Annotated in this window: 28 protein-coding genes and 1 riboswitch; of the genes, 11 read left to right on the forward strand and 17 right to left on the reverse strand. The window is 57.5% G+C overall.

Going from position 1 to position 26,938, the window contains the following annotated elements; translation table 11 throughout:
* Nucleotides 1-52: 52 nt before the first annotated feature.
* The gene (yvcK, locus tag IM265_RS04280; RefSeq protein ID WP_028012420.1) at nucleotides 53-961 is read right to left on the reverse strand and encodes a uridine diphosphate-N-acetylglucosamine-binding protein YvcK; all 909 of its coding nucleotides are present in this window, start codon (nucleotides 959-961) and stop codon (nucleotides 53-55) included.
* Nucleotides 962-1,186: 225 nt separating this feature from the next.
* Nucleotides 1,187-1,320: riboswitch (molybdenum cofactor riboswitch) on the forward strand.
* Here yvcK and moaA point away from each other — a divergent pair.
* From moaA to IM265_RS04310, 6 genes are all read left to right on the forward strand, one after another.
* Nucleotides 1,308-2,297 carry a GTP 3',8-cyclase MoaA gene (gene moaA / locus IM265_RS04285; RefSeq protein ID WP_047368137.1) on the forward strand — a complete coding sequence of 330 codons (990 nt, stop codon included), beginning with the start codon at nucleotides 1,308-1,310 and terminating at the stop codon, nucleotides 2,295-2,297. Its footprint overlaps the riboswitch before it by 13 nt.
* Nucleotides 2,298-2,321: 24 nt before the next feature.
* The gene (moaB, locus tag IM265_RS04290; RefSeq protein ID WP_028012422.1) at nucleotides 2,322-2,834 is read left to right on the forward strand and encodes a molybdenum cofactor biosynthesis protein B; all 513 of its coding nucleotides are present in this window, start codon (nucleotides 2,322-2,324) and stop codon (nucleotides 2,832-2,834) included.
* A 3-nt stretch (nucleotides 2,835-2,837) separates the two neighbouring features.
* Complete coding sequence (gene moaC, locus IM265_RS04295) at nucleotides 2,838-3,323, forward strand: cyclic pyranopterin monophosphate synthase MoaC (RefSeq protein WP_008501142.1); 486 nt, start codon at nucleotides 2,838-2,840, stop codon at nucleotides 3,321-3,323.
* Complete coding sequence (gene moaD, locus IM265_RS04300; RefSeq protein ID WP_045259953.1) at nucleotides 3,316-3,561, forward strand: molybdopterin synthase sulfur carrier subunit; 246 nt, start codon at nucleotides 3,316-3,318, stop codon at nucleotides 3,559-3,561. Before moaC ends, moaD begins: the two co-directional genes overlap by 8 nt.
* Nucleotide 3,562: 1 nt before the next feature.
* Entirely contained in the window at nucleotides 3,563-4,015 is a 453-nt protein-coding gene (gene moaE, locus IM265_RS04305; RefSeq protein ID WP_028012424.1) for a molybdopterin synthase catalytic subunit MoaE, read from the forward strand.
* Nucleotides 4,016-4,079: 64 nt separating this feature from the next.
* Nucleotides 4,080-4,787 (forward strand): Bax inhibitor-1/YccA family protein, encoded by a 708-nt coding sequence (locus tag IM265_RS04310; protein WP_193030874.1) that lies wholly within the window; start codon nucleotides 4,080-4,082, stop codon nucleotides 4,785-4,787.
* Nucleotides 4,788-4,892: 105 nt separating this feature from the next.
* Here IM265_RS04310 and IM265_RS04315 read toward each other — a convergent pair whose 3' ends face one another.
* From IM265_RS04315 to IM265_RS04325, 3 genes are read right to left on the reverse strand one after another with little or no spacing between them, the layout of a single operon-like run.
* Nucleotides 4,893-5,855, reverse strand: a complete 963-nt coding sequence (locus tag IM265_RS04315; RefSeq protein WP_028012425.1) for a YbhN family protein — start codon at nucleotides 5,853-5,855, stop codon at nucleotides 4,893-4,895.
* Nucleotides 5,855-7,093: a cardiolipin synthase ClsB gene (gene clsB / locus IM265_RS04320; protein WP_192972101.1), complete on the reverse strand. Its 1,239-nt coding sequence runs from the start codon at nucleotides 7,091-7,093 to the stop codon at nucleotides 5,855-5,857. The genes IM265_RS04315 and clsB overlap by 1 nt, the downstream gene beginning before the upstream one ends.
* The gene (locus tag IM265_RS04325) at nucleotides 7,090-7,851 is read right to left on the reverse strand and encodes an endonuclease/exonuclease/phosphatase family protein (protein WP_041910727.1); all 762 of its coding nucleotides are present in this window, start codon (nucleotides 7,849-7,851) and stop codon (nucleotides 7,090-7,092) included. Before IM265_RS04325 ends, clsB begins: the two co-directional genes overlap by 4 nt.
* A 133-nt stretch (nucleotides 7,852-7,984) precedes the next feature.
* On the opposite strand from IM265_RS04325, the gene IM265_RS04330 reads away from it, so the two are divergent.
* On the forward strand, nucleotides 7,985-8,395 hold the full coding sequence (locus IM265_RS04330) for a YbhQ family protein (protein ID WP_028012428.1): 411 nt from the start codon (nucleotides 7,985-7,987) through the stop codon (nucleotides 8,393-8,395).
* Here the strand turns inward: IM265_RS04330 and IM265_RS04335 are convergent.
* Genes IM265_RS04335 through cecR form a run of 5 tightly spaced genes read right to left on the reverse strand, consistent with a single transcriptional unit; the run spans nucleotide 8,357 to nucleotide 13,997 of the window.
* Nucleotides 8,357-9,463 (reverse strand): ABC transporter permease, encoded by a 1,107-nt coding sequence (locus IM265_RS04335; RefSeq protein ID WP_041910726.1) that lies wholly within the window; start codon nucleotides 9,461-9,463, stop codon nucleotides 8,357-8,359. The two genes, IM265_RS04330 and IM265_RS04335, sit on opposite strands and share 39 nt — an antisense overlap.
* Before the next feature lie 9 nt (nucleotides 9,464-9,472).
* Entirely contained in the window at nucleotides 9,473-10,606 is a 1,134-nt protein-coding gene (locus IM265_RS04340) for an ABC transporter permease (protein WP_028012430.1), read from the reverse strand.
* Nucleotides 10,596-12,335, reverse strand: coding sequence for an ATP-binding cassette domain-containing protein (locus IM265_RS04345; RefSeq protein WP_193030876.1), 1,740 nt, complete (start codon nucleotides 12,333-12,335; stop codon nucleotides 10,596-10,598). The genes IM265_RS04340 and IM265_RS04345 overlap by 11 nt, the downstream gene beginning before the upstream one ends.
* On the reverse strand, nucleotides 12,328-13,323 hold the full coding sequence (gene hlyD / locus IM265_RS04350; RefSeq protein WP_047368141.1) for a secretion protein HlyD: 996 nt from the start codon (nucleotides 13,321-13,323) through the stop codon (nucleotides 12,328-12,330). Before hlyD ends, IM265_RS04345 begins: the two co-directional genes overlap by 8 nt.
* On the reverse strand, nucleotides 13,323-13,997 hold the full coding sequence (cecR, locus tag IM265_RS04355) for a transcriptional regulator CecR (RefSeq protein ID WP_063942850.1): 675 nt from the start codon (nucleotides 13,995-13,997) through the stop codon (nucleotides 13,323-13,325). The genes hlyD and cecR overlap by 1 nt, the downstream gene beginning before the upstream one ends.
* A gap of 205 nt (nucleotides 13,998-14,202) precedes the next feature.
* Here cecR and rhlE point away from each other — a divergent pair, with 205 nt between their 5' ends.
* Complete coding sequence (rhlE, locus tag IM265_RS04360; protein ID WP_153656184.1) at nucleotides 14,203-15,585, forward strand: ATP-dependent RNA helicase RhlE; 1,383 nt, start codon at nucleotides 14,203-14,205, stop codon at nucleotides 15,583-15,585.
* A gap of 97 nt (nucleotides 15,586-15,682) precedes the next feature.
* On the forward strand, nucleotides 15,683-17,860 hold the full coding sequence (gene dinG, locus IM265_RS04365) for an ATP-dependent DNA helicase DinG (protein ID WP_193030878.1): 2,178 nt from the start codon (nucleotides 15,683-15,685) through the stop codon (nucleotides 17,858-17,860).
* Here dinG and IM265_RS04370 read toward each other — a convergent pair.
* The 5 genes from IM265_RS04370 to IM265_RS04390 all read right to left on the reverse strand — a co-directional run bounded on the left by IM265_RS04370 (nucleotide 17,847) and on the right by IM265_RS04390 (nucleotide 23,218).
* The gene (locus IM265_RS04370; RefSeq protein WP_047368144.1) at nucleotides 17,847-18,350 is read right to left on the reverse strand and encodes a fimbrial protein; all 504 of its coding nucleotides are present in this window, start codon (nucleotides 18,348-18,350) and stop codon (nucleotides 17,847-17,849) included. The two genes, dinG and IM265_RS04370, sit on opposite strands and share 14 nt — an antisense overlap.
* 5 nt (nucleotides 18,351-18,355) lie before the next feature.
* Nucleotides 18,356-19,345, reverse strand: coding sequence for a fimbrial protein (locus IM265_RS04375; RefSeq protein ID WP_193030881.1), 990 nt, complete (start codon nucleotides 19,343-19,345; stop codon nucleotides 18,356-18,358).
* Nucleotides 19,346-19,367: 22 nt separating this feature from the next.
* Nucleotides 19,368-21,911 carry a fimbria/pilus outer membrane usher protein gene (locus tag IM265_RS04380; protein WP_136486311.1) on the reverse strand — a complete coding sequence of 848 codons (2,544 nt, stop codon included), beginning with the start codon at nucleotides 21,909-21,911 and terminating at the stop codon, nucleotides 19,368-19,370.
* Between the two features lie 26 nt (nucleotides 21,912-21,937).
* Entirely contained in the window at nucleotides 21,938-22,612 is a 675-nt protein-coding gene (locus IM265_RS04385; protein ID WP_045259963.1) for a molecular chaperone, read from the reverse strand.
* Between the two features lie 69 nt (nucleotides 22,613-22,681).
* Nucleotides 22,682-23,218, reverse strand: a complete 537-nt coding sequence (locus IM265_RS04390; protein ID WP_028012440.1) for a fimbrial protein — start codon at nucleotides 23,216-23,218, stop codon at nucleotides 22,682-22,684.
* A 255-nt stretch (nucleotides 23,219-23,473) separates the two neighbouring features.
* Between IM265_RS04390 and ybiB the strand changes: the two genes are divergently transcribed.
* Entirely contained in the window at nucleotides 23,474-24,436 is a 963-nt protein-coding gene (ybiB, locus tag IM265_RS04395) for a DNA-binding protein YbiB (RefSeq protein ID WP_045630919.1), read from the forward strand.
* 119 nt (nucleotides 24,437-24,555) lie between these two features.
* Here the strand turns inward: ybiB and ybiJ are convergent, their stop codons facing one another.
* The 3 genes from ybiJ to mcbA all read right to left on the reverse strand — a co-directional run bounded on the left by ybiJ (nucleotide 24,556) and on the right by mcbA (nucleotide 25,760).
* Nucleotides 24,556-24,816, reverse strand: coding sequence for a DUF1471 family protein YbiJ (gene ybiJ / locus IM265_RS04400; RefSeq protein ID WP_014883102.1), 261 nt, complete (start codon nucleotides 24,814-24,816; stop codon nucleotides 24,556-24,558).
* 286 nt (nucleotides 24,817-25,102) lie between these two features.
* Nucleotides 25,103-25,369 (reverse strand): DksA/TraR family C4-type zinc finger protein, encoded by a 267-nt coding sequence (locus IM265_RS04405; protein ID WP_028012442.1) that lies wholly within the window; start codon nucleotides 25,367-25,369, stop codon nucleotides 25,103-25,105.
* A 124-nt stretch (nucleotides 25,370-25,493) separates the two neighbouring features.
* Entirely contained in the window at nucleotides 25,494-25,760 is a 267-nt protein-coding gene (gene mcbA / locus IM265_RS04410; protein ID WP_047368146.1) for a DUF1471 family periplasmic protein McbA, read from the reverse strand.
* Nucleotides 25,761-26,003: 243 nt separating this feature from the next.
* On the opposite strand from mcbA, the gene rlmF reads away from it, so the two are divergent.
* Nucleotides 26,004-26,915: a 23S rRNA (adenine(1618)-N(6))-methyltransferase RlmF gene (rlmF, locus tag IM265_RS04415; RefSeq protein ID WP_193030883.1), complete on the forward strand. Its 912-nt coding sequence runs from the start codon at nucleotides 26,004-26,006 to the stop codon at nucleotides 26,913-26,915.
* Nucleotides 26,916-26,938: the final 23 nt, after the last annotated feature.

The raw sequence follows: 26,938 nt of genomic DNA on the forward strand, positions 1-26,938 counted from the left end.
TCTCCCCGTGGGAGAGGGCTGGGGTGAGGGCATCAGGCCGCACAAAGCGAACCTAACCCAACGCCTGAATCGCTTTCTCCAGCGCCTCGCGCAGCAGGTGGCGGTCGTGACGATATTTAATATCGCTGGCTTCCAGCGGCTCCTGCACCACCACGCGATCGCCAATCCCTGTCACATCCACTTTTGGCCCAACCACGACACCGTCGATAATTTTCTTACCGACGTACTGCTCCATCAGGTCCAGCTTGTCCGCCAGCGACAGGCTCGCCGCTGCCGGGCTCAGCTCACGGCCCAGGTTACCGATATAGACCATCGGGGCAGGGGTGCGACGCAGCGCCTGCGCCAGCTCTTTTACCAGCAGAATGGGCATCAGGCTGGTATAAAAACTGCCTGGACCGATCAGGATAAGATCCGCTTCACCAATGGCCTCCACCGCTTCCCGCGTGGCGGGTACGCTCGGATAGGTCATCAACTCCGTTGGCGGCAGGAGGAGCTGGTCAATGTTCACCTCGCCGTAAACTTCATGCCCTTCGGCATCGATTGCCATCAAGTCAACCGGTTGTTCAGACATGGGGATCAGGAATGCGTCCACCTTGAGCAGATTACGGATTAAGTTGATGGCTTCCAGAGGCCGTACGCTCAGGTGATCCAGCGCCTTTAACATCAGATTTCCGAGGTTATGCCCGGAAAGTTCGCCATTGCCGCCAAAACGGTACTCAAACATCGCCGACGCGACGCTCGGCTCGGTAATTAACTGGTTCAGGCAGTTGCGCATATCTCCCCAGGCAATGCCGCCTTCAGCCCGCCTGATCCGCCCGGTTGAGCCGCCGTTGTCGGTGGTTGTCACTATCCCTGTCAGCCGTGAGCCCAGTGACGACAAAGAGGACATGACGCGGCCCAGGCCGTGGCCTCCGCCAAGAGCGACCACTCGGTCAAGATCCGCAAAAGTGCGATTGCGCATACGTATTCCTTATCACGTTCGATCGCGTAACAGTAACCTAACTACCCCCAAAAGACGATGCCTCACCCAATGCAAAATGACGTATATCAATGCGAAAATGCGGTTTTTAGGTATTCTGTAGCGAAAATGCAGGACTGAATCGCTATATACATAATTATATAGCGAAAAGCGACAATGGCGGAGTGTCGATTTCCACGCTACTATCGCCATAACCACGTTTTCAAAACTGAAAACATACACTCTAGCCCTGGCGCCTGTGTCGAATGATATGGCGCCCTGGCCGTGGCGGATTTGCCACCAGGGTACAGAAAGAAATGACTGTGCCTCCCGATCTGGAAAGGTGTACATGGCTTCACAACTTACTGATGCTTTCGCGCGTAAGTTTTACTACTTGCGTCTGTCGATTACCGATGTGTGCAACTTCCGTTGCACCTACTGCCTGCCCGATGGCTACAAGCCGGGCAGCGTCACCAATAATGGCTTTCTCTCCGTGGATGAAGTGCGCCGCGTCACGCGTGCGTTCTCTGAGCTCGGTACCGAAAAAGTCCGTCTGACCGGTGGCGAACCCTCCCTGCGCCGCGATTTCCCCGACATCATTGCCGCCGTTCGCGAAAACGAACGCATCCGCCAGATCGCGGTGACCACCAACGGTTACCGCATGGCGCGTGACGTGGCCAACTGGCGCGACGCTGGCCTAACCGCGATCAACGTCAGCGTGGACAGCCTTGATGCCCGGCAGTTTCACGCCATTACCGGTCAGGACAAGTTCCGCCAGGTGATGGACGGCATCGATGCGGCGTTTACCGCCGGGTTCGAAAAGGTCAAAGTCAACACGGTGCTGATGCGCGACGTAAACCACCATCAGCTGGACACCTTCCTGGCGTGGATTAAATCCCGTCCCATTCAACTGCGTTTTATCGAGCTGATGGAAACGGGCGAGGGCAGCGAACTGTTCCGCCGTCACCATATTTCCGGCATGGTGTTGCGCGACGAGCTGCTGAAACGCGGCTGGATCCACCAGATCCGCCAGCGCAGCGACGGCCCGGCACAGGTCTTTTGTCACCCGGATTACGAAGGCGAGATTGGGCTTATCATGCCCTATGAGAAAGACTTCTGCGCCAGCTGCAACCGCCTGCGCGTCTCTTCTGTCGGCAAACTCCATCTCTGCCTGTTTGGCGACGGTGGCGTGGATCTTCGCGATCTGCTGGAAGACGATGCGCAGCAGGCCGCGCTTGAAGCGCGCATTTCTGAAGCGCTGACGCACAAAAAGCAGACCCACTTCCTGCATCAGGGCAATACCGGCATTACTCAGAACCTGTCCTACATCGGCGGGTAATCAGTCTTTAGAAGGAACCAGAAGATGAGTCAGGTCAGCGCAGAATTTATCCCGACACGCATTGCTATTCTTACCGTTTCCGACCGCCGTGGCGAAGAGGATGATACCTCCGGCCACTGGCTGCGTGAGGCGGCCCATGACGCGGGGCATACCATCGTCGATAAAGCGATTGTGAAAGAGAACCGCTACGCCATTCGCGCGCAGGTCTCTCAGTGGATCGCCAGTGCTGAGGTGCAGGTGGTGCTGATCACCGGCGGCACCGGCTTTACCGCGGGCGATCAGGCCCCAGAGGCGCTAATCCCGCTGTTTGACCGCGAGGTAGAAGGCTTCGGCGAAGTGTTCCGCATGCTCTCCTTTGAAGAGATTGGCACCTCCACGCTGCAGTCGCGCGCGGTGGCCGGCGTGGCAAACAACACGCTGATTTTCGCCATGCCGGGCTCGACCAAAGCCTGCCGCACCGCGTGGGAAAATATTATTGCCCCGCAGCTGGATGCCCGTACCCGTCCGTGTAATTTTCATCCCCATTTGAAGAAGTAAACTATGTCACAACTGACCCACATTAACGCCGCTGGCGAAGCGCATATGGTGGATGTCTCCGCCAAGGCCGAAACGGTGCGCGAGGCGCGTGCTGAGGCATTCGTCACCATGCTGCCGGAGACGCTGGCGATGATTATCGACGGCAGCCACCATAAGGGCGACGTCTTTGCCACCGCCCGCATCGCCGGTATTCAGGCTGCAAAACGGACCTGGGACCTCATCCCGCTCTGTCATCCGCTGATGCTCAGCAAGGTGGAAGTGAATTTGCAGGCGCAGCCGGAGCACAACCGCGTGCGTATTGAGTCCCTCTGCCGCTTAACCGGCAAAACCGGCGTGGAGATGGAAGCCCTGACGGCGGCCTCCGTGGCCGCGCTGACCATCTACGACATGTGCAAAGCGGTGCAGAAAGATATGGTGATTGGCCCGGTTCGTCTGCTGGCAAAAAGCGGCGGCAAATCCGGTGATTTTAAGGTGGACAGCCATGATTAAGGTGCTCTTTTTCGCCCAGGTGCGTGAGCTGGTTAATACCGACAGCCTGACGCTGGACGCCTCTTTTGAAAACGTCGCCGCTCTGCGCGCGCACCTGGCGGCACAAAGCGACCGCTGGGCGCTGGCGCTCGACGAAGGCAAGCTGCTGGCGGCCGTTAACCAGACGCTGGTGGAGTTCACCCACCCGCTGACTGAAGGGGATGAAGTGGCCTTCTTCCCGCCGGTCACAGGGGGCTAAGATGGCTGAAACCCGAATTCTGGTCGGTCCCGAGCGCTTTAACGTCGGTACAGAATATGACTGGCTGGCGGAGCGCGATGAAGACGGGGCGGTCGTTACGTTCACCGGTAAAGTGCGTAACCACAATCTCGGCGACAGCGTAAAAGCGCTGACGCTGGAGCACTATCCGGGCATGACGGAGAAATCGCTGGCGGCAATTGTGGATGAAGCGCGAGGCCGCTGGCCGCTCGGGCGGGTCACGGTGATCCACCGCATCGGCGAGATGTGGCCCGGCGAAGAGATTGTCTTTGTCGGCGTGACCAGCGCGCACCGCGGTAGCGCCTTTGCGGCAGGGGAGTTCATTATGGATTACCTCAAAACCAAAGCGCCGTTCTGGAAGCGCGAAGCCACGCCGGAAGGCGACCGCTGGGTGGAATCTCGCGACAGCGATAAACAGGCCGCCAGCCGTTGGTAGTCGGTTTACGTGGATGTGTTACTCTTAACGTGTGTGTCTTCTTAACCTTAATCAGGAGTGAATCATGGACCGATTTCCGCGTTCCGATTCAATAGTACAGCAGACCCGTAGCGGGCTGCAGACGTATATGGCGCAGGTGTACGGCTGGATGACGGTCGGCCTGCTGCTTACCGCGTTTATCGCGTGGTATGCGGCGAACACGCCTGAGCTGATGATGTTTATCTTCTCCAGCAAAATCACCTTCTTTGGGCTGATTATCGCACAGCTGGCGCTGGTTTTTGTGCTTTCCGGCCTGGTGCAGAAACTCAGTGCCGGAATGGCGACCACGCTGTTTATGCTCTATTCGGCGCTGACCGGTTTGACGCTCTCCAGCATTTTCATCGTCTACACCTACTCCTCCATCGCCAGCACCTTCGTGGTGACCGGCGGGATGTTTGGCGTGATGAGCCTGTACGGTTACACCACAAAACGTGACCTGAGCGGCTTAGGTAATATGCTGTTTATGGGGCTGATCGGGATTGTGCTGGCATCGCTGGTGAACCTGTGGCTCAAGAGCGACGCGCTGATGTGGGCCGTGACCTATATCGGGGTGGTGGTCTTCGTTGGCTTGACGGCCTACGACACCCAGAAGCTGAAAAACATCGGCGAGCAGATCGACGTGCGCAACAGTTCCAACCTGCGCAAATACTCGATTCTGGGCGCGCTGACGCTCTATCTGGACTTCATCAACCTGTTCCTGATGCTGCTGCGGATTTTCGGCAACCGTCGCTGAGGTTGCTTTGCCGGGTGGCGGTGCGGTCTGGTGCCCTCACCCTGACTCTCTCCCACGGGAGAGGGAACAAACACTAAAAACGGCAACAAAGTTGCCGTTTTGCTTTTATTTCGCCATTGCCTTCTCATTTTTCGCCCGTAACTTTTTCGCCCGGCTCTCCAGCACCAGATAACAGACCGTTGCCAGCGCCAGCGGCAGGAAGTAATAGAGCATGCGGTAGGCGAGCAGGGCGGCAATAATCGTCCCCTGTGAAACATGTTCTCCGGCCAGCAGCGCGATAAACACCGCCTCCAGCACACCAATTCCCGCCGGAATATGCACGATAACCCCGGCGATACTGCTAACCAGCAGCACGCCCAGCACGAAGAAGTAGTTCACGTCCTCGCCAATCAACAGCCAGATGATCGCCCCCATCGCCATCCAGTTGGCGCTGGATACCGCCATCTGCAGCACCGCGAACTTCCACGACGGCAGTACCAGTTTCTGCCCTTTAATGGTCATATGGCGGCGTTTGGCAAAGGCGCAGGCCCACAGATACACGGCGATGATCAGCAGTAGCACGATGCCGAGAATGCGCAGCGTGGCCTCGTCGATATACCAGTGCGCGGGCAGCTGCACCACGCCGATGGTGAAAATCACCCCGCCCAGCAGAATGTACCCCAGCCAGTTAGTGGTGATACTCAGTGAGAAAATGCGGGTGATGGTGCCACCCGGTAATCCGAGACGCGAGTACAGGCGATAGCGCATGCCGATGCCGCCCACCCAGGTGCTCAGCGTCAGGTTGAAGGCGTAGCAGATAAACGACACCAGCATCACCTGACGTTTAGCCAGCTTGTGGCCGCAGTAGGCACGACCGAGCAGGTCGTAGCAGCCGTACATCAGGTAGCTGACGATAACCAGCCCTACGGCGCCCAGCAGCACCAGCCGGTTATAGTTGCGGATGACCTTCCACACCTCTTCCCAGTCCACTTTCTGCGCGTAGACCACCAGCAGTACCGCGACCGCGATAAAAAATACCCAGGTGAGGATTTTTTTCGCCAGCCGCCAGCGAGGATGAGATTTTGACATCAGGGTTTGCCTCCATCTTCCGCTTCAACGCGGTCCTGGGTTTCCATTTCAGGTTGTACCGGCGGATCAACCTGCGCCAGCTTTGGCGTATGCGCCGGCAGCCAGCCGACCATCGCCGGGAAGTGGCGCAGGAAGTGGAACACCACCACGCCGATGCCAACGTTCCACCAGCTCCGTTTCGGCACCATGGACTCATCCACCCGTACGCAGTCCTTATGGATCAGTCCCTGAAGGTTATCCCGCAGGGTCTGGTTAAACTGACGGTCGTGGATGATCAGGTTCGCTTCCAGGTTAAGCGACAGGCTCAGCGGATCGAGGTTACTGGAGCCGACGGTTGCCCAGTGGTCATCCATGACGGCCACTTTGCCGTGCAGCGGGCGGCGGCGGTATTCATATATCTGCACGCCGCTTTTCACCAGGTAGCGGTAGAGCAGGCGCGCGCCCACCTTCACAATCGGCATATCCGGCTCGCCCTGCACAATCAGTTTAACGCTCACGCCGCGTCGGGCAGCGTTGCGCATGGCGTGCAGAATACGGTAGCCGGGGAAGAAATAGGCGTTGGCGATAATCACTTCACGCTTCGCATTGGCCAGCATCTTCAGGTAATGACGTTCAATATCGTCCCGATGCTCCTCGTTGTCCCGCCAGACAAACAGCGCCTGCGCTTCGCCGGGCTTGCGGTTCTCTTCCGGGCGATGACGGCGTCGCCACCAGCGGCGAGCGGCCTCTTTACCGGGCAAGTTTTCCAGCACGAACAGCTGGATGTCCTGAACCACCGGTCCCTCAATGCGGATCGCGTAGTCCTGCTTGGCCTCCGGGCCGTAATCCGACATATGCTCGGCGGAGTAGTTAATGCCGCCCACGAACGCCACCGTTTCGTCCACTACGACGATTTTGCGGTGCATGCGGCGGAACAGGTTGGTGCGCATGCCGAACAGACGCGGACCGGGATCGTAGTAGCGGAACACCACGCCGGCGGCGGTGAGCTCGTTAACAAATTCATCGCTAAGATCCGGCGAGCCATATCCATCGAGCAGCGCCTCGATTTGTATCCCGCGCCGGGCGGCATGCAGCAGTACGCTGTGCAGCTGCCTGCCAACGTCGTCTTCAAACCAGATAAACGTTTCAAGGTAGACTTTCTGCTGTGCGTGGCTAATCGCCTCAAAGACCGCCGGATAAAAGTTATCGCCGTTTTCCAGCAGCGTAATACGGTTACCTTCCTGCCATGTGCATTTCATAAGTGGATCTCCGCGCTCAGCGGGGCATGGTCGGAAAGATGTCGCCAGTTCAGTAACGCCAGCGCCGTCGGGCTGCTGGCATGCGCATTTTTCACGTAGATGCGGTCCAGGCGCAGCAGGGGGAAGCGCACCGGAAACGTCCGTGCGGGACGACCATGTGCCCGGGTGAAAATTTCCTCCAGTCCCGCTTTGACCTTCAGCGGATGGTTGGCGCGCTGCCGCCAGTCGTTAAAATCCCCGGCGACCACCACGGGTTCGCCTTCCGGCAGCGCATTGGTCCAGTCCGCCAGCATCTGCAGCTGCGCCTGGCGGTGGGCTTCACGCAGTCCGAGGTGAACGCAGCCCACGTGAACCGGAACGTCAAGTTCCGGCGGCGTGATGCGGCAGTAAAGCAGCCCGCGCTTTTCGCTCTCCCCGACGGAAACGTCCCGGTTCTCATAATGTTCTATAGGAAAACGCGACAGCACCGCATTACCGTGATGGCCTTCCGGATAGACCGCGTTGCGGCCGTAAGCGTAATCGCTCCACATGGTGTCGGCCAGAAATTCATAGTGCGGCGTATCGGGCCAGTTTTCGAAATGCATGGGGTGTACCTCGTGCGCGCCCATCACCTCCTGCAGGCAGACAATGTCCGCGCTGACGGTGCGTACCGCGTCGCGCAGCTCCGGTAAAATGAAGCGGCGGTTAAATGCTGTGAAGCCCTTATGAATGTTTATCGTCAGCACCTTAAGCGAGAAATGCTGCGTTTTTTTGCTCATAAACACCTTCCTGGGTGACTATCCCGATGAAAATAAAGTGTAGTCGGCGTCACAAAAAGATGCGGCGTTACGGAATTTTCCGTAAAGTGCGGTAGTCTGATTAAGCAGAGAAAAATCCTTCAGGAGAGAAGCCATGAAGTGGCAACAACGTGTTCGTGTCGCAACGGGTTTGAGTTGCTGGCAGATAATGTTGCATTTACTGGTCGTGGCCGTACTGGTGATGGGCTTGATGAGCGGCACGCTGGTGCGTGTTGGCTTAGGGCTATGCGTCCTCTATGGCGTCACCGTGCTGTCGATGCTGTTCTTACAGCGCCACCATGACGCGCGCTGGCGCGAGGTGGGTGATGTGCTCGAAGAGCTCACCACCACCTGGTACTTTGGTGCCGCGATGATCGTGCTGTGGCTGCTGTCACGCGTGCTGCAAAACAACCTGCTGCTGGCCCTCGCGGGTCTGGCAATCCTTGCAGGGCCAGCGGTAGTGTCGCTGCTCACTAAAGAGAAAAAGCTACGCAATGTTGCGTCTAAACATCGCATAGGCCACTGACCCCGTCGTGGCCGCTATGACCAGTAGCGGCCACAAACTTCCCCAGACAATGTCCAGACTCGCATCCTTCAGATAGATCTGCTTGGTGATATCCGTAAAGTGTCGAATCGGGTTTATCCACGTTAAATCCTGCAGCCACACCGGCATGTTCTCGACGGGCGACACGTACCCGGAGAGCAGAATCGCCGGCATCATAAAGACGAATACCCCGATAAACGCCTGCTGCTGCGTGGAGCAGAGCGCTGAAATCAGCAGCCCAAACCCTACCAGCGACAGCCCGTAAATCACCATCGTGAAGTAAAACAGCGCCAGCGATCCGGCGAACGGGATCTCATAGGCCCAAATTCCCACCCCCAGCACGATGGTGGCCTGGAAGGTGGCGACGATCAGCGCCGGCACCGCTTTGCCGACGAAAATCTGCCAGGTGGCGAGCGGGGAAACCAGCAGCTGATCCAGCGTGCCCTGTTCGCGCTCGCGGGCCACGGACAGAGAGGTCACGATCATCACCCCGATGGTGGTGATCATGGCGATCAGCGACGGCACCACAAACCACTTGTAGTCCAGATTCGGGTTGTACCAGTTGCGCACCACCAGCTCGCTGTTATTAGGCTTCGGTTTGCCCTCCATCAGCTCCTGCTGATACTCCTTCACTATCTGCTGCAGGTAGTTGGCCGCTATCTGGGCGCTGTTGGAGTTGCGCCCGTCGAGGATCAGCTGCATCGGCGCGGTCTGGAAGGTGTCCAGATTGCGGGAGAAATCCGCCGGGAAACGCACCAGCAGCAGCGCTTTTTGCGTGTCGATAGTGGGCTGGATCTCCTGCGGGCTTTTCAGCAGCAGGATGTGGGTAAAGGCCTTCGCCCGGGCAAAACGCTGCGTCAGCTCGACGGCGTGTTTGCCGTTGTCTTCATTATAAATGGCAATGGTGGCGTTAGTTACCTCAAGGGTGGCGGCAAACGGGAACAATAAAACCTGAAGCAGCACCGGCAGCACCAGAATGGCGCGGGTTTGCGGCTCGCGCAGCAGGGACTGCAGCTCTTTGCGGATCAATGTCCATAAGCGGTGAAACATGTGCGCTCCTTAATCCAGTCGCCGTTTGGTTTTCAGCCACGTCAACCCGATAAACATCACCGCCGACGCCAGCAAAAACAGGGTATTGATAATCAGCACCACCGGAATATTCCCCGCCAGGAACAGGCTCTGCAGCGTGCTCACGAAGTAGCGCGCCGGAATGATGTAGGTCACGGCGCGGATCACCGCCGGCATGCTGTCTATCTGGAAGATAAAACCGGAGAGCATAATCGATGGCAGGAAAGCGGCGTTGAGCGCCACCTGCGCGGCGTTAAACTGGTTGCGGGTGATGGTGGAGATGAGCAGCCCCATCCCCAGCGTGCTGAGCAAAAACAGGCTGGTGATAAAGAACAGTACCACCAGCGAGCCGCGATACGGCACGCCAAGAATAAAGACCGCGACCAGCATGCAGAGCAGCATCGCCAGCATGCCGAGGAAGTAGTAGGGGATGAGCTTGCACAGCAGCAGCTCGACGCGCGTCACCTCGGTGGAGAGCAGCGCCTCCATAGTGCCGCGCTCCCACTCGCGGGCGATGACCAGCGAGGTGAGGATCGCGCCAATCACCGTCATAATGATGGTCACCGCCCCCGGAATAATAAAGTGCTGGCTGATGGCGGCGGGGTTAAACCAGTAGCGCGTCTGCACATCGATGAGCGGTTCAAACGTTTCGCCCCGGTCTTCGGCGCGCTGCATCTGCCAGAGCTGCCAGATCCCCTCCGCATAGCCCTGCACGAAGTTGGCGGTGTTCGGCTCGCTGCCGTCGGTAATCACCTGAATCGGCGCATCGGCCCCCGGGCGCGCCATGTTGGCGGCGAAATCCACCGGGATGACGATCAGGCCGCGAATTTTCCCGGCCTGCATTTTCTGAATCAGTTCCTGCCGGTTGTCGCTGACGGTGGCGTCAATGTAGGGTGAGCCGGTCATGGCGTGGGTGAAGTCCAGCGCCTCTTCGCTCTGCTGCTCCAGCAAAATACCGACCCGCAGCTTGCTGGAGTCGAGGTTAATGCCGTAGCCAAAGATAAACAGCAGCAGCAGGGGGATCACCACCGCAATCAGCCAGCTGCTGGGATCGCGCACGATCTGCCGCGTCTCTTTGATGCACAGGGCGCGCACCCGGCGCCAGGAAAGGGCGTTACTGCGCATGAGCATTCTCCTTATCCCAGTCGTGGATGAGGGTGATAAACGCCTGCTCCATGGTCGGGTCTGGCTGTGCGTCGTCGGCGGCCTGCGTTTTCAGGTCGTCCGGCGTGCCGTGGGCAATCAGCTTGCCGCGATAGACCAGCCCGATGCGGTCGCAGTATTCCGCCTCGTCCATAAAGTGGGTAGTGACCATCACGGTCACGCCTTTTTCCACCATGCTGTTGATGTGCAGCCAGAATTCACGGCGGGTGAGGGGGTCCACGCCTGACGTGGGTTCATCAAGAAACAGGATATCCGGCTCGTGCATCAGCGAGCAGGCCAGCGCCAGCCGCTGCTTAAAGCCGAGCGGCAGCTCGTCGGTGGCGTGGGACGCAATATTCGTTAACCCGAAGGCGTCGCTCATGCGGCGGATTTTTTCATTCTGCGCCCGCCCGCGCAGGCCGTACACCCCAGAGAAAAAGCGCAGATTCTGCTCGACCGTCAGGTTGCCGTACAGCGAGAACTTCTGCGCCATATAGCCGAGATGCTGGCGCGCCTTTCCGGAGCTGACTTTAAGATCCATGTCCAGCACCAGCGCCTTGCCGGACGTCGGCACCAGCAGGCCGCACATCATCTTAAAGGTGGTCGATTTTCCCGCCCCGTTCGGCCCGAGCAGGCCAAATATCTCGCCGCGCTTCACCGCAAAGTTGACGTTGTCGGTGGCGGCGAAGTCCCCGAATTTTTTGGTGAGCGATTTTGCTTCGATCACCGTTTCGCCCGGCGTGCCTTCCACCGTGTGCAGAATTGCGCCAAGGGGCGATTCCGACGTGCCCGCACCGCCCAGCAGGTCGATAAACGCATCTTCAAAGCGCGGGGCGGTCTCGTCCATTTCGATCTCAGGCATGCCCGGCGCACGGCGAATATCGTCGACGGTGGCCTCTTTTTTGAGGATCACGCGCACTGAGCGGCCCTGAATCATCCCGTCGCTCACCTGCGGCAGCTTCAGCACCCGCTGCAGCAGCCTGCGGTTGGACTCCTGCGGGCTGTGCAGCAGAAAACTGCGCCCGGCCATGGTGTGCGTCAGCTCGGTGGGCTCGCCCTGATAGAGCAGTTCGCCTTCGTTCATCAGCAATACGTCGCGGCACTGCTCCGCTTCATCAAGGTAAGAGGTGCTCCAGAGGATCAGCATGCCGTCACCCGCCAGCTCGTGCACCATCTGCCACAGCTCGCGGCGGGAAATCGGGTCCACGCCCACGCCGGGTTCATCCAGCAGCAGCACTTTTGGCTCGCCCACCAGCGTACAGGCCAGCCCCAGCTTCTGCTTCATCCCGCCGGAAAGCTTGCCCGCCAGCCGGTCGGTGAACGGGCCGAGGGAGGTAAATTCGAGCAGTCGGGCGAAGGTTTTCTGCCGGGTTTCACCGGTGACGCTGCGCAGGTCGGCGTACAGATTGAGGTTCTCCATCACCGTCAGATCTTCGTACAGGCCAAACTTCTGCGGCATATAGCCGAGCATGGCGTGGAGCGCGCCGTCGTCTTTTATCGGGTCAAGGCCAAGCACGCTGGCCGAGCCTTCATCCGGCTTCAGCAGTCCCGCCAGCATCCGCATCAGCGTGGTTTTGCCCGCGCCGTCCGGGCCCACCAGTCCGGTCACGTAGCCTTTTTGAATGGTGCAGTTCAGCGGCGCGACCGCCGGTTTATCCATTCCGGGGAAGCGTTTGACCAGATTATTGAGCTGGATAACCGCATCATTCATGTCGTTCCCCGTCGTTTAAGGTCACGGTAACAGGCATGCCCTGACGCAGCGCGTCGTCCGCGTCGGTGACGATGATGCGCAGGCGGTACACGAGGTCGGTACGCAGATCCGGCGTTTCTACCGTTTTCGGCGTGAATTCGGCGGTAGGGGAGACAAAGCCCACTTTACCGTGATACGGCTTGTCCGGGCGACCGTCGGTATAGAGCAGCAGCTCGCGGCCCGGCTGCATCTGGCCGAGATTCGGCTCATCAATGTAGGCCCGCACCCATACCGGACGGGTTAAGGACAGCGTCAAGACGGTGCTGCCCGCGCTGAGCATGCTGCCCGGCTCTACCGCGCGGGTCATCAGCGTGCCGTCAGACGGGGCGGTTAAGATAGTGTCGTGCAGATCCAGCTCCGCCTGAGCCAGCTGCGCCTGCGCCTGCTCGAGGCTGGCTTTCGCCTGGGCGATGTCCTGCTCGCGGTTACCGGAGCGGTACTGGCTTAATTTATCCTGCGCGGATTTCAGCGTCGCCTGCGCCTGGTCGCGGGATGACCGCGCGTTTTCCAGATCGTTGGCGGAAATGGTGCGGCTTTTCCACAGTCCCTGCTGGCGGTTATAGAAGTTCTGCGCGTAGTCGTAGGCGGCTTTGGCCTGCTTAACGGCGGCAGCGGCCTGGGCAATCTCCTCATCGCGATAGCCCGCCAGCATCAGGTCATACTGCGCCTGGGCGACGGAGACGCCGGCTTTTGCCTGCATCAGCGCGTTCTCAAAGGGGGCTTTGTCCAGCACGCCCAGCGTCTGCCCGGCTTTGATGGCATCGCCTTCGTCAACGCTCAGCGAGGCGAGACGTCCGCCGACGCGGAAGCTCATATTCACCGTGCGAATATCCACGTTACCGTACAGCGTCAGGCCCCGATCCTGCTGGCTCTGATACCACAGCCAGCCACCGATTCCCGCGGCAAGCAAAACAACAACCACCAGAACGATGGTGACAGGTTTTTTCATCACTTCAGGCTCCTTTGCGTTAAGCCTTGCAGGATCAGATCGAGATGACAGGTGATGACCTGGCTAATCTGCGCGGCTTTATCCTCATCGAATTGTGTCCAGCCCGTGCGTAACAGGATGGTTTCACGCCCCAGACGGAAGGCGAGAATTTCGCCCAGCAGGGCGTGGGTATGCAAAATGGTGTCGGTATCGCTGGCGTCCCGCCCGGTGTAGGCGGCAATCAGCCGGGTCAGATGGGTGTGCATCGGGGCAATCACCTGATCGTGTACCAGCTGATAAGCGGCAGTGGGGGAGAGCTGCTCGCGGGAGATAAATTTGCTCAGGTTGAGCGTATCGTCGTGCGTCAGCAGGCGGATCATATTGTGGCAGGCATTGAGAATAAGTTGCCTGATAGCGGTACGATCCGGCGTCGGCTGGCTCAGCAGCGCGGTGGCCTCCTCAACGTGCGGGCGAAAATTGTTGCCAATAAAATCGGCAATCCACTGGGCGCAGGCGAGGTATAAATCCTCTTTTGAGCCAAAATAGTAGGTAATGGCCGCAATGTTTTGCCCGGCCTGGGCGGCGATATCCCGCGTGGTGGCATGCAGGCCATACTCGCCAAACTGCGCCAGCGCGGCGGCGATAAGCTGGCTTTTGGCCTGTTCACCTTTGGTTGTCGTCGGTGTCGTATTCATGTCGGCATTAAAAATTAATCAATCGATTGATTAAAATTATACCTGAATCGCTAAATCGTCGAGGGATACGACAGGGATATTTTATGCGCCACGTCACAAAAGCTGCTACACTCCGCACCTTCGCGACATTGTGGTTTTTGTCCTTCTATTCGTGATATCTCCCTGAAAACTACACCTGTGATGGTCGGGGCGGTTCGGAGTTTTTATGTCTTTTGATTCCCTTGGCCTGAACCCGGAAATTCTGCGCGCGATCGCAGAGCAGGGCTACGTTGAGCCAACCCCTATCCAGCAGCAGGCTATTCCGGCCGTGCTTCAGGGCCGTGACCTGATGGCCAGTGCCCAGACCGGCACCGGTAAAACCGCGGGCTTTACCCTGCCGCTGTTAGAGCTGCTGGTAAAAAACCAGCCGCACGCCAAAGGCCGTCGTCCGGTGCGCGCGCTGATCCTCACCCCAACCCGCGAGCTGGCAGCCCAGATTGGCGAGAACGTGCGTGAGTACAGCCGCTATCTCAACATTCGCTCGCTGGTGGTTTTCGGTGGCGTGAGCATTAACCCGCAGATGATGAAGCTGCGCGGCGGCGTGGACGTGCTGGTGGCAACGCCGGGCCGTCTGCTGGATCTGGAACACCAGAACGCGGTGAAGCTCGACAGCATTGAAATTCTGGTGCTGGACGAAGCCGACCGCATGCTCGATATGGGCTTCATTCATGATATTCGTCGCGTGCTGGCGAAGCTGCCGCCGCGTCGCCAGAACCTGCTCTTCTCCGCGACCTTCTCCGATGAGATCAAGGCGCTGGCGGAAAAGCTGCTGCATAACCCGCTGGAAGTGGAAGTGGCGCGCCGCAACACCGCTTCCGAGCAGGTGACGCAGCACGTTCACTTTGTGGATAAAAAGCGCAAGCGGGAGCTGCTCTCCCAGATGATCGGTCAGGGCAACTGGCAGCAGGTGCTGGTCTTTACCCGCACCAAGCACGGTGCCAACCACCTGGCGGAACAGCTGAATAAAGACGGCATCCGCAGCGCGGCGATCCACGGTAACAAGAGCCAGGGCGCGCGTACCCGCGCGCTGGCGGACTTCAAATCCGGCGACATCCGCGTGCTGGTGGCGACCGACATCGCTGCCCGTGGCCTCGATATTGAAGAGCTGCCGCACGTGGTGAACTACGAGCTGCCAAACGTGCCGGAAGATTACGTTCACCGTATCGGTCGTACCGGCCGTGCGGCAGCAACAGGTGAGGCGCTCTCTCTGGTCTGCGTGGACGAGCACAAGCTGCTGCGCGACATCGAACGCCTGCTGAAGAAAGAGATCCCGCGCATCGAAACCCCGGGCTATGAAGTGGACCCGTCCATCAAAGCGGAGCCGATTCAGAACGGTCGTCAGGGTGGTGGTCGCGGTCAGGGCGGCGGTGGTCGCGGCCAGCAGCCGCGTCGTGCTGAAGGTGGCGCGCCGAAGTCATCCGGCAAACCGCCGCGTCGTAATAACGACGGCAAGCCGGCCGGTGAAAGCCTGTGGCGCAGCGGCGAAGGGAAACCGGCAGGCGAGGGGCAGCGCCGACGCCGCCCGCGCAAGCCTGCTAACCCGCAGTAATCTGGAAGCCCGGTCGTAAAGCCGGGCTTTTCTTTTTGCGACGGCGAAGAGAAAGTGCCACAATAGTGGCTGTTTATACAGTATTTCAGGTTTTCCAATGGCTTTAACCGCGGCGCTGAAAGCGCAAATAGGCGCCTGGTATAAGGCGCTTCAGCAGCAGATCCCCGACTTTATCCCCCGAGCGCCGCAGCGGCAGATGATTGCCGACGTGGCAAAAACGCTCGCCGGGGACGACGGGCGACATCTGGCGATTGAAGCCCCGACCGGCGTCGGGAAAACCCTGTCGTATCTCATTCCCGGCATCGCCATCGCGCGGGAAGAGGACAAAACGCTGGTGGTCAGCACTGCGAACGTGGCCTTGCAGGATCAGATCTTCAGCAAAGATTTGCCGTTGCTGCGCAAAATCATCCCCGATCTCCGCTTCACCGCCGCCTTTGGGCGCGGGCGCTACGTCTGTCCGCGTAACCTGGCGGCGCTGGCCAGCAGCGAGCCCTCGCAGCAGGATCTGCTCGCCTTTCTGGATGACGAGCTGACGCCAAACAACAAAGCCGAGCAGGAGCAGTGCGCAAAGCTGAAAGCCGAGCTCGACGGCTATAAGTGGGACGGCCTGCGGGATCACACCAGCCTGGCGATTAGCGACGACCTGTGGCGCAGGCTCAGTACCGATAAAGCAAGCTGCCTGAACCGCAACTGTCACTACTACCGGGAATGCCCGTTCTTCGTCGCCCGGCGCGAGATCCAGGAGGCGGAGGTGGTTGTCGCCAACCACGCGCTGGTGATGGCGGCGCTGGAGAGCGAAGCGGTGCTGCCGGAGCCGAAAAACCTGTTGCTGGTGCTCGACGAAGGCCACCATCTGCCCGACGTGGCCCGTGACGCGCTGGAGATGAGCGCGGAAATCACCGCTCCGTGGTTCCGACTTCAGCTGGATCTGTTCTGCAAACTGGTGGCGACCTGCATGGAGCAGTTTCGCCCGAAAACCACGCCGCCGCTGGCGGTACCCGAGCGTCTGAGCGACCACTGCGAAGAGGTTTACAGCCTTATCTCGTCTCTGAACAACATTCTGAATCTTTATCTTCCGGCAGCCCAGGAGGCAGAACACCGCTTCGCGATGGGCGAGTTGCCGGAAGAGGTGATGGAGATCTGCCAGCAGCTGGCGAAGCATCTGGAAAAGCTGCGCGGGCTGGCGGAGATGTTCATGAACGACCTCAGCGAGAAAACGGGCTCGCACGACGTGGTGCGGCTGCACCGCATCCTGCTGCAGATGAACCGCGCGCTGGGGATGTTTGAGGCGCAGAGCAAGCTCTGGCGGCTGGCCTCGATGGCGCAGGCGTCGGGCGCGCCGGTCACCAAATGGGCCACCCGCGAGGTGCGCGACGGGCAGGTTCACCTCTTTTTCCACTGCGTGGGCATCCGCGTGGCCGATCAGCTGGAAAAGCTGATCTGGCGCAGCGTGCCGCACGTGGTCGTTACCTCTGCGACGCTGCGCTCTCTGAACAGCTTTTCACGGTTGCAGGAGATGAGCGGCCTGAAGGAGAAAGCGGGCGATCGTTTTGTGGCGCTGGACTCGCCGTTCAACCACTGCGAGCAGGGCAAGCTGGTCATTCCACGCATGAAATACGAGCCGCTTATCGACAACGAAGAGCAGCACATTGCGGAGATGGCGGCCTACTTCCGCGAGCAGGTCGAAAGTAAAAAATATCCCGGCATGCTGGTGCTGTTTGCCAGCGGGCGGGCGATGCAGCGCTTCCTGGAGCACGTCACCGACCTGCGTTTACTCCTGCTGGTGCAGGGCGACCAGCCCCGTTACCGGCTGGTGGAAACGCACCGCAAACGTATTGATAACGGCGAGCGCAGCGTGCTGGTGGGGCTACAGTCCTTTGCCGAAGGGCTGGATTTGAAGGGGGATTACCTGACGCAGGTGCATATCCATAAGATCGCCTTTCCGCCTATCGACAGCCCGGTGGTGATCACCGAGGGCGAGTGGCTGAAAAGCCTCAACCGCTATCCGTTTGAGGTGCAGAGCCTGCCTGCGGCGTCGTTTAACCTGATTCAGCAGGTGGGGCGTCTTATTCGTAGCCACGGCTGCTGGGGTGAGGTAGTGATTTACGACAAGCGTTTGCTCACCAAAAACTACGGTCAGCGGCTGCTGAACGCGCTGCCGATCTTCCCGATTGAGCAGCCGGAGGTGCCTGAAGTAAAAAAACGCCCGGCAAAACTGGCCGCCGGGCGCAGGAAAAGCATCCGTGCTAAGGGGCGCGGTCCTACTGGTAAGTAAAGGTCACCTGAATCACGCTGCTGAACGTGCCTGCGGAGACGGGCATAGACGTGGCGTAATAGCGGGCGGAGAGCGGAAACGTGGCCGTGTGGTCAGCCGGGTTAATCGGCACGTTAAACGCCGCCTGCGGGGCGATCAGGATCTTGTCCTGTCGGTCGGCCAGCTCCAGCGCCAGCCCCTTCGCGCTGCCGGTGTTGGCGAATTTGGTCGGGTGCACGCTGTCTGCCTGGCCGTAGAAATAGGCCGTGGCAAGCGCCAGCGTGGCGGGACAGTGCGATACCGAGAGCGAAAAATCTTTCCATTCGCCGGTATCCCCTACATCTTTAAAATTACCTGATACTGCCTGGCCTAAATCTACAGTCAGGTTGCGGCTGGCGCTGTCAATGACGCAGGTGTTGGCGTAAATATTCCCCGTCATCTGGATCTGAATATCATCGGCGTGGGCCTGGGCTATCAGGCCCAGCGCCAGCATCAAAGCTGTTTTTTTCATGATCGTCACTTATAAGCGAGGGTAACGGTGGCGACGGTGTTGGCAGGGCCTGGCGTCACGACGTTGCTGGTTTGTTCGTAGCGAACCTCAAACGGGATCGCCAGCGTCTGGTTGGCGATTGCCTGGCTTTGGGTGTTCACGTAGGTGTCAAAGGTGGCGAGTTGGTTATCAACCAGCATTCTGACCCCGACGCCGGTTGCCATGCCGGGCTGCCGGGTGAGTTTGATCACCCCTGCTGACCCCGGTTCATAACCATTTGAACTGGTGACCTTCACTTCAGGCTGCACGTTGCTGTTGCAGTTCACCGTCACGTCAAAGTTTTGCGCCGGGCTTGATAACATCCCCACGCTAATAAAATCGCTGACCGGGAAGTCGCCCAGATTAATGGTCAGGTTTTTTGGGGAAACGGAGCAGGTGACGTTCTGGAAGTTAACGTTTCCTGCGTAGGAGATAACATTGGGTGAACCAATGCCGTCGTTGCCATATACGCCAATACCGAACTCTGTTTGCGCCTGAAGCAGCGTGCCGGACTGTACCGCATCACTGGTTTTAACCAGCTCAAGCGTGACGTTAAAGTCAAAGGACTGATATCCATCGGTCGAGACATAGCCGATGGGCGTACTGCGGGAATCGCAGGCGACCTTTCCCCCGCCTGAAATGCGCTGGCCCTGGTCGTTCCTTAAGGCAATGCCGACTCCAGGCACGCCTGTGTCATAAACGCCGGCCAACCCGGGTATCTCCGAACCACTTCCGTAATAACAGGAGATGATTTCCATCCCGCTTTCGTACGGATGGTTGCAGTTACCCGCGACGTGTACAGTCTGCTCCGTACCGGGAATGGTCGCGCCTACTGCCAGCGTCGTCGGGACCGAAATGGTGGCAACGTTGATCATTTTCGGCATATCGGGCGTAGTGCAGTCAGCCTTCGCATGCGGCATAAATAATGCCGCGGTGCCCAGAATCAGTAAGAAAAAGCATTGTTTTATCATTTGCATAGTCGTTAGCCTGAACGGTGAATCAATGACACTGCGCGGCAGCGTTAATGATGCTGGTTTTCTCTTTCTCATCCGTTAGCGCATAGTCAGCGATGCAGTGCTCGCTCGCGTCCTGTCCCCAGGAAACGGCGAGATGCCCCTGCTGCGGCAGACCCGAAAGATAGGTCTGGCCGTCATTACCCACAATAAACTCGCTGTCCTTATCCTCTGTGGTGACCGTCGCGCCGAACGGCAGCGGTTTGCCGTTGTGCGTCAGCGTCATCAGCACGCGGTTGCCCACGCGGGTGTTAAAGCTGGCGCGCACCACGGCCCCGCGAGTTGGGGTGACGACCTGCGCGGCGTGGGTGACGTCGGCATTGTCCGGCAGCGTTTCGGTATCCAGCGCAATGGTGTTGTGGCGATACGCGGTCACATACGGGACAACGGTGTAGCCGCGGAAGTCGGTTTCAACGCCGGTCTGATTAGTGATATGCGTCCCGTGCGTGCCCGGCGCTTTCACCAGCGCGATGGTCTCACCGAGCGGCTGGCTCAGGGTGATGCCGTTCGCATGGGCAACCACGCCGCCCTGCAGGCCGACGTTCACGGTCTGCTGATATTTGTCCTGGCTGACGCCGCCGCTGAGTTCGCCGTACGTTGCTTTGTAATCGGCGTTGAGGCTGGTGGAGTTGCCGCTGCCGGTACTGCTCACCCCCTCCTGAATATTCCAGTTGAGGTTATCTTCTTTCAGCGCCGTGCCGTTCAGACCGATATTCTGCGTGGTGCCATCTTTGGTGTTGTTCAGGTTGTAGGTGGCCCAGGTGTTATGCATCCAGTGGTCCAGCGGCACCGAGACGCTCAGCGCGAACTGGTTGTCGTTCGTCACCTCATTGCCGTCTTCGTCGCTGTCGCGGGTGTTTTTGTTCATGCTGTAGCTGAGGCTGTAGCTCACGCCGTGCCAGCTGTTGTTGTAGCTGACGCTCACCGAGGTCATGTCCTGGCTCTGGGTCCAGTAGGTCTCTTTCACCAGGCTCAGGGTTAGGGAACCCCAGCCTTCCGGCAGCGTCTGGTCGACGGTGGCTTCGGTACGGGCGCGGCGCTGCTGCGGTTCAGACCAGTCGTCAGAGCGGGTATACGACTCCATGGTGTCTTCCAGGGTGTAAAACCCTTTGCTGTTATAGCGGTAGCCGGCCAGCGAGAAGTTAGTGCCTGACTGGGCGATATCTTTGCTGTAGCGCACGCGCCACGACTGGCCTTTGCTGGCCTGCTGTTTTTTCAGCAGGGCTTTGGCGCGAGTGACGTCAATGGAGAAGGCGCCTAAATCGCCCATGTTTTTCCCGACGCCCACCGCCTGAGACTGATAATGGCTGCTCTGCTGAACGCCGCCGTAGGCGGTGATACCGTAGGGTAAACCGTAGATGGCGCTGCCCTGGGCAAACGGGGTCTTTTCGACATCGTTGTCATAGGAACGATAACGCCCGGCGGTCACGCTGTAGCGCAGGTTTTTTTCACGCTGCAAGACCGGCACGGAGGCAAACGGCACGACAAAATGGCTTTCGCTGCCGTCGGTCTCTTTCACGGTAACCTGCAGGTCGCCGCTGCTGCCGGTGGGGTAGAGATCGTTAATTTCGAAGGCGCCCGGCGCGACCGTGTTCTGATAAATGACGTAGCCGTTCTGGCGAACCACCACCAGCGCGTTGCTGTGGGCCGTGCCGCGGATAATCGGCGCGTAGCCTTTCTCGCTGTCCGGCAGCATGTCGCTGTCGGATTTCAGCTCCACCCCGGTGTAGGGAACGCTGTCAAACACGTCGGCAGGGGATGAGCTCTGGCCGACGGTGATGTCGCTTTTCATTGCCACGATATCGCGTTGCGCATAGGTATAAACGGAGGTGAATTTCTGCTCCTCCTCATGGCCCGTGGTGCTGCGATTCCAGGTGGAATAGTTGCGAATGCGCCATGCGCCAACGTTCAGGCCTGGGCGCAGGTTTACGTACTGGCTGCTGTTATCCTGCTCACCGTGCTGTCGCGCGCGGCTGTGGCTGGCATTGGCGCTGTAATTAAGCAGGCCCGCAGTGATCCCTTCGTCAAACTCTTTCGGGTCAATGTAACCGCGAGGCACCTGGCCCAGCGCCGTTTGAGGGATGCTCATCAGCAGCTGCTGGTTGCGAACGCGAAAGGTGGCGGATGCAGCAGGAATGACATGTAAATCAGCACACTGGCCTTTGGCCATCAGCTGCGGAAATTTTTTGGTTTTGATGCCGAGGCTTTTTAATTCCTCAAGGCTAAAGCAAGGCTGCAGCGTGCTGTTGCCCTGCGAATCTTTCTGAAGCGTAAAGGTCACGTTGCGGGTATCAATTTTATTATTATTGATAAATACCGCGACCTCATATTTCCCCGGCGCCTGACCTGGCCCTTTTTCATAGATGGACAAATCGGTTTTACCCTGCTGGGGATTATCAATATCCAGCAGGGCAGGGTTAAAATAATCATCAGCCATAACCTGCTGCGCAAAGATCGCCATTGCCAGGCCACAGAGAATGACCAGCAATGAAGACAATCGGCAGGTGAACGGCTTTTTATGGCTGTACATAATTATTTTATTACCGGGAAAAAATATTAATGAACGGATTTCGACCAGGTATGGCTGATGCTGCCGTAGTCGGTAATAATGGAATACGTCACGTTCGCGCCCCCAACATTACCCGGTAAGGCAAAATGCGTTTCCGTTTTCGGAACAGCCCAGGTGGCTTTCGCGACTTTATGACCATTCAGCGTGACGGTCTGGAAATTCATATAAAACGGCGTGGGGTTATTCACCACGAGGTCGTTCCCTTCGCGGCGCCATTCAAGCTTATCCGCCACATCTTCTGGACGGCCTTTTACCGCAGACGGGCGATAGAGCAATTTAATGCGGGTATTGATAGCAATTTGCAGCGTATTCACCCCCTCAACGTGCTTTGAGGAAGGGATCGCTTTAATGTTCAACCAGTACAGGGATTCCCTGTCTTCCGGTAAATTTCCGCCCGTACGCACCACGCGCAGAACGTTATCTTCGTGCGCATCCAGACGGAAAAGCGGCGGGGTGATCAGGAACGGGGCTTTGGCCAGGTTTTTACCGCCGGAATCAACCCAGGACTGCACCAGATAATCCGTCGCATCTGGATTTGAAAGACCAAGAGAAGATTCCTTTTTATCTCCCTGATAGACCAGTCGGGTGCCGTTAATAATGACCCCAGCATGTGAAGCAGTTGCTACCAGTAAAAGCGTGCTCAGTAAATAACCGTGGCGCATAAAGATTTCTCAATGAATAGAGAAGATATTAATGCTCGCGAAAGCATTAATATCTCCGGATTGATAAGATCAGTTATAAATAACGGTGAAGGTTGAAACGGAGTTAGCAGGGCCTGCGGTAATTGCCGGGCCGGTTTGGATATAGCGTGCGCCGAACTCCAGATCGTTAACCGCCGTGCCGGAGGTTAACTGATACTGCTGAGACGGCGTATACAGGCTGACAGGCTGCTGCGAGGCATCCACCAGCTGAATCGCCACCCCTGTCGCCGCATCGGTATCTGGCGTTAAGGCAAGCGTTGAATTGTTATTCGCATCCGGTGTTCCGCCAAAGTTAATGGCGGCGGAGGTGACCGTGTCAGGACAATTCGTTAACTGAATATCAAACTTCGTTAAGGTGCTGGTAGAGCCTGCACCGGTAAATACCGTTTTAGACACTTTCCCCAGCTGTACATTTAATGGATTACTTAATCCATTTACGACCTGACAAGCAGAATCGATAATTTCGCCGGTGAAGTTTATTTGCCCTTCACCGTTCGTTGCCGCAAACGTGGATGCAGAACATCCCACCGCTGCGGCGATGATTAAACCTAAAGCAACCTTGTTCATAGCAAATCCTGATATGTTTCGGGTGAGAGCGTTGCCTGGACGTTTTCACCGTTGACCCTTAATGACTTTCCGCTGGTTATTTAATCAAAAAATGTATGAATACGAATCTGCTATAGAAATCACAAATAATTGAAAAAAAGCTTGTGTTTATTTTTTACTATTAAAACAGAAGGTTGTCTTAAGGGATAAAAAACTAACGGATAGCCATTCATCAGGGCTATAGTGTTAACAAGATAGGCTGTCAGGAGGAATGTCGTGGATTATCGCAAAATTATCAAAGAGGTAGGTCGTGGGAAAAACCACGCCCGCGACCTGGACCATGAAACCGCTCGCGCGCTTTACACCCGTATGCTCAACGGCGAGGTACCGGACCTGGAAATGGGCGGCATCCTGATTGCGCTGCGTATCAAAGGCGAAGGCGAAGCGGAGATGCGTGGTTTCTACGAGGCGATGCAGGCACAAACGCTGCGCTTAACGCCGCCAGTGGCAAAACCGATGCCGATTGTGATCCCGAGCTATAACGGGGCGCGCAAGCAGGCAAACCTGACGCCGCTGCTGGCGATATTGTTACATAAGCTGGGGTTCCCGGTGGTGGTACATGGGGTCAGCGAAGATCCCACGCGCGTGCTGACAGAAACCATCTTTGAACTGCTGGGCATTGAACCGACTCTCCATGCCGGCCAGGCGCAGGCAAAGCTGGAGGGGAACCAGCCGGTCTATATTCCCGTTCGTGCGCTCTGCCCACCTTTGGAAAAGCAGCTGGACATGCGCTGGCGCATGGGCGTGCGTAACAGTGCGCACACCCTGGCGAAGCTGGCAACGCCGTTTGCTGAGGATGCCGCACTGCGCCTTTCCAGTGTTTCTCATCCGGAGTACGTGACGCGCGTCGGTCAGTTCTTTACCGAAATCGGTGGACGCGCACTGCTGATGCACGGAACAGAAGGGGAGGTGTACGCCAACCCGCAGCGTTGCCCACAGCTGATGCTGATCGATTCTGCCGGTACGCGCGTTGTGCTTGAACGCGGGGAAGAAAACAGCGATGTGATTCTGCCGGAGTCAAAAGATCCGCAGGTTACCGCGCACTGGATTACGCAGTGCCTGGCCGGAAATGTGCCGGTCCCACAGTCGATCAAGCTGCAAATGGCCTGCTGCTTGCTGGCGACAGGGGAGGTAGAGACGGTGGAAGCGGGGTTACAGCGGGTGGCACAGTCGTTTTAAGCAAAAAAAAGCCCGTCCAGTGGCGGACGGGCAAGCAAGGGTAACAAACAACAGGGTCAATGAGGGTTGGAGCAGCTCACCAGAGGGTTTGGCGAGGGTACAGCATTCATTTCAGGCGATTATTTGTAGATAACCGCAGTACCGCTCAGCTTGTTATTGGTGTTAGCGGAGGTGATGGTGTATCCGCTTGCACCGGCAGCAGCGGCTTTCTCAGCCAGCTTGGCTTCCAGGCCGTCCAGCGTGGTCGCGCCTTCTGCACTTACCACACCGATTTTATTCATGCTCTGGGCCTGAGTGGATGAAACAGGCTCTACGGCGAATGCGCCGAAAGACAGAGCGGACAGGGCAACAGCAGCTACAGCATATTTGATGGTTTTCATAATTAATCTCTCGCAGGTGTTTTCTGTTAAGGGGACGATGTTCCGTCGATGTGATAAGTATCACGTTTTTTCCTGAGGGATAAAATCGAAGAGAATTGACGTGGTCAGTCAAAAAAATTGAATGACAAATAACTTATTGAATATTAATAAATTCAAGCCAGCGCTTTACACTTCTTGTGGATGCGCTTTACAGAAGAAAGATGAAGGGCACATTTTGCCACGCGGTTCGCTAAAAACCGTGAGCGTAAAGGTAAGTGCAGGCAGGGTTAACTTAGGTAAAGGAGAGTCAGCGTAACTGGCTATCTTTCGATCCTCTGCGATTATAACCTGAATGTGAGGCATTTTTTGAATCTTTATCCTGCTGGCAGGTAATGCATAACCTTACGCCTGGAATGGCTTTACGCCGTGCCTCCGGGATCGGCTCTCCGCATTCTTCGCACTCCTTCAAACTTTCGCCGCGCGGAATCTCACCGCGAGCGCGCGCAACCGCATCTTCAATGGTACTGTTGATCTGTTCGTTAACGGCGTCGTCATTCGCCCAACCGGAAGCCATGGCATCCTCCTGAAATCGGTTTATACCCTGCTTTTAATATGGGGTTAAAAAATGAACAATCAAGATAAAGCGGAAATGAACTGCATCCGGCAGGCAGATGCAGTCTTTTTGTGGAGGAAAAAAATTATTTATAGATGGTTGCTGTGCCGTACATATGGTTATCTCCGCCAGCGGAGTTCACGACAAAGCCTTTCGCACCTTCCTGGCGGGCTTTTTCGGCCAGTTTATTCTGCAGATCGTCCAGGTTACTTGCGCGACTTACCGAGACGGTGCCCGCCGGACGCAGTTGGCTAGTATCGGTACTTTCATTCAGTGGCTGAACGGCCATCGCAGAAAATGAAGCCGTTGCCAGGGCGCCGGCGATAACAGCAAGGGTCAGGTACTTTTTCATAATCACATCCTCATGAGGAAACAACAGGTGATTCCCTTTAAGTTTAGAAGCCTGACGAGGGTGACTTAGCGCAAATATTTGATGATGATCTGCTTATTTTTTGAACGATAAAAACTGACAATTCGCTGACAGATCATAGACGTAGAGGTGTTTGATTTACGGTGTTTTTTTAAGCGCCGCAGAGAAAGATTTACCGCTGGGCCAGCACAGGGTATCTTACGCCGCTGTTTAAAGGAGAACGCCATGACTTCCCAAAAGCCGGGATTGCACCCACGAAATCGCCACCGCAGCCGCTACGACATGAACGCCCTGTGCCAGAGCTGCCCTGCGCTGCAGGACTATATTGTCCAGACCCCAGCGGGTGAGCCGACCGTCAACTTTGCCGATCCGCAGGCGGTGAAAACGCTGAACAAAGCCCTGCTGGCGCATTTTTACGGTGTGGCTCACTGGGATATTCCGGAAGGCTTTCTCTGCCCCCCTGTGCCGGGCCGCGCTGATTACGTTCATCACCTTGCCGATCTGCTTGCCGAAGATCGTGACGGCGCTGTACCGCAGCAGGCTTCCATCCTGGATATAGGCACCGGGGCAAACCTGATTTACCCGCTGATTGGCGTACATGAATATCACTGGCGCTTCACCGGGAGCGAAATCGGCGCCGAGGCCTTTGCCAGCGCGCAGGCGATTATCAGTGCGAACCCTGGCCTGAGCCGTTCCATTCGTCTGCGTCGTCAGAAAGAGGCGGCTTCCATCTTCAACGGCATAATTCATAAAAACGAAAGCTATGACGCTACGATGTGCAACCCGCCGTTTCATGATTCGGCGGCAGCGGCTCGCGCGGGCAGCGAACGTAAACGCCGCAACCTCGGTCAGGCGGAAGACGCCGTGCTGAACTTCGGCGGGCAGCAGCAGGAGCTGTGGTGCGAGGGCGGTGAAGTTGCCTTCATCCTGCGCATGATTGCGGAAAGCCAACAGTTTGGCCGTCAGTTGAAGTGGTTCACGACGCTGGTTTCCCGCGGGGATAACCTGCCGCCGCTCTACCGCGCGCTGAGCGAAGCGGGTGCCGTAAAAGTGGTGAAAAAAGAGATGGCGCAGGGCCAGAAGCAGAGCCGATTTATCGCCTGGTCGTTTATGGACGATAACAAACGTCGCAAATAGTATCCCGCCCCAGGCCGGGTAGG

Origin of the sequence: Enterobacter cloacae complex sp. P17RS, assembly GCF_014895885.1 — a bacterium.
Taxonomy (GTDB): Bacteria; Pseudomonadota; Gammaproteobacteria; order Enterobacterales; family Enterobacteriaceae; genus Enterobacter; species Enterobacter bugandensis.